Genomic DNA, 1615 nt, shown 5'->3' with positions numbered 1-1615 from the left:
CGGCTCCCGGGCAGCCCACACCCCCGGACCAGCCGCCTACAACTCCAGGGCTACCACCGACTCTTTCTGCCCCATAGAAACCACAATCACCGGCTCCTTCGGCGCCCGTGCCGCCGACGCCCCCGGGACAGCCGAGCCCGGCGCCCCAATCCCCCACGCCCGCAACGCCTTCCCCTGTCGAGCCGCCCGCCACGGCACCTCCGACCCCCGACCACTCCGCCACCCCGGCGCCCGCCCCGCCCCAACCTCCCACCGGCACAACGGTTCCGGCGCCTCCACCGGCTCCGGAGCCCTCCGCGCCTCCGCCGCCTCCCGCGCCCGAATCCCCCACGGCCCCACCGCCCCCGGACCAACTCCCACCCGGCCCGCCCCTCACCGACGAGGAGGGCCAGCCCGGCGTCACCGGCCCCATCCCCGAGGAATCCTCCTCCACCAGACCGCCGGACCAACCGGGAGTCAGCCCGCCGAGCCGCTGACGGGATCCGCCGCTGGATCACGGCACTGGTATCACCCCCGGTACCAACGGAGGCACCACTCTGGCGAGAGGAGACGGTGATGGCCTTTGCTGCGCGCCTGCCCGAAGAACTCGATCACTGGCTGGACGAGGCGGCACAGGAGGAGAAACGCTCCAAGAACGCCATCGTCGTCGCGGCGCTGGAAGAGTACCGGCAGCGCCGGACCACGGCACAGGTCCTCGAGCTGGCCCGGGAAACCAACGATGCGCATGCCGGTCTCATTCGACGGCTGAGCGACGCGTGAGCTTTCGGTACCTCAGCGCCGAAGAGATCATCGCCATCGGCCGGGTGACGATCGGGGACCATCTGGTCGTTCGCGACCCGGGACTGGTGGCATCCGCCGCCGCCCGTCCGGCGACCGTTACCTTCGGGGTCGATCCCTACCCCACGGTCCCCGAGAAGGCAGCGGCGCTCCTGCATTCGCTGACGACATCGCACCCGTTCATGGACGGCAACCAACGCATTGCCTTCGTCGCGACCGATGCCTTCCTGAAGCTGAACGGCATGCGCTTCGACCCCGCCGCGGAGGACGACCTGTTCACCATGATGGATATCGCGACGCATGCCGCCGCCGATGTTCCGGCCATCGTCGAGCGGATCACACCGCTGCTGCGTCCGGCGTAGCCGTCCCTACACCTTCACCAGGTCGTCGGCGTGGATGACCGGGCGCTGCATGCCTTCCGGGAGTTCGGTGGTGGAGCGGCCGGTCATGGTCTGGAGTTCGGTGCTGTCGTATTCGACGACGCCGCGGGCGACGACGCGGCCGTCCGGGGCGATCAGGTCGATGACGTCGCCGCCGTGGAAGCGGCCGCGGACGCCGGTGATGCCCGCCGCGAGCAGGGAGCGGCGGCGGTGCGCCACGGCCTGCACGGCCCCCTCGTCGAGCAGCACGGCACCGCGGCTGTCGGCGGCGTGGCGGACCCAGAACCTGCGGGCCGACAGGCGCACCGGGCGCGCGGCGAAGGCGGTGCCCACGGAGGCGCCGGTGAGCGCGGCGGCGGCGTCCGACGCCGCGGCCAGCAGCACGGGCACACCGGCGGGGGGGGGGGGGGGGGGGGGGGGGGGGGGGGGGGGGGGGGGGGGGGGGGGGGGGGGGGGGG

At 73.1% G+C, this 1615-nt stretch carries 2 protein-coding genes and 1 pseudogene; 2 read left to right on the top strand and 1 reads right to left on the bottom strand.

Features of this window, described 5'->3' with window-relative positions:
- Positions 1-555: 555 nt before the first annotated feature.
- Positions 556-759, top strand: coding sequence for a ribbon-helix-helix domain-containing protein (locus QH290_RS05305; protein WP_280382133.1), 204 nt, complete (start codon positions 556-558; stop codon positions 757-759).
- Entirely contained in the window at positions 756-1139 is a 384-nt protein-coding gene (locus tag QH290_RS05300; protein ID WP_280382132.1) for a type II toxin-antitoxin system death-on-curing family toxin, read from the top strand. Before QH290_RS05305 ends, QH290_RS05300 begins: the two co-directional genes overlap by 4 nt.
- A 6-nt stretch (positions 1140-1145) precedes the next feature.
- On the opposite strand, the pseudogene QH290_RS05295 reads toward QH290_RS05300, so the two are convergent.
- Positions 1146-1553: pseudogene (locus tag QH290_RS05295) on the bottom strand (PUA domain-containing protein); the annotation flags it as partial.
- Positions 1554-1615: the final 62 nt, after the last annotated feature.

The organism is Nocardia wallacei (assembly GCF_029869545.1).
Classification (GTDB): domain Bacteria; phylum Actinomycetota; class Actinomycetes; order Mycobacteriales; family Mycobacteriaceae; genus Nocardia; species Nocardia wallacei_A.
This window is presented reverse-complemented; position numbering and strand designations above follow the sequence as displayed.

Excerpts from the sequence above, each read along its gene's own strand:
- QH290_RS05305 (WP_280382133.1), top strand. The coding sequence starts at position 556 with ATGGCCTTTGCTGCGCGCCTGCCCGAAGAACTCGATCACTGGCTGGAC.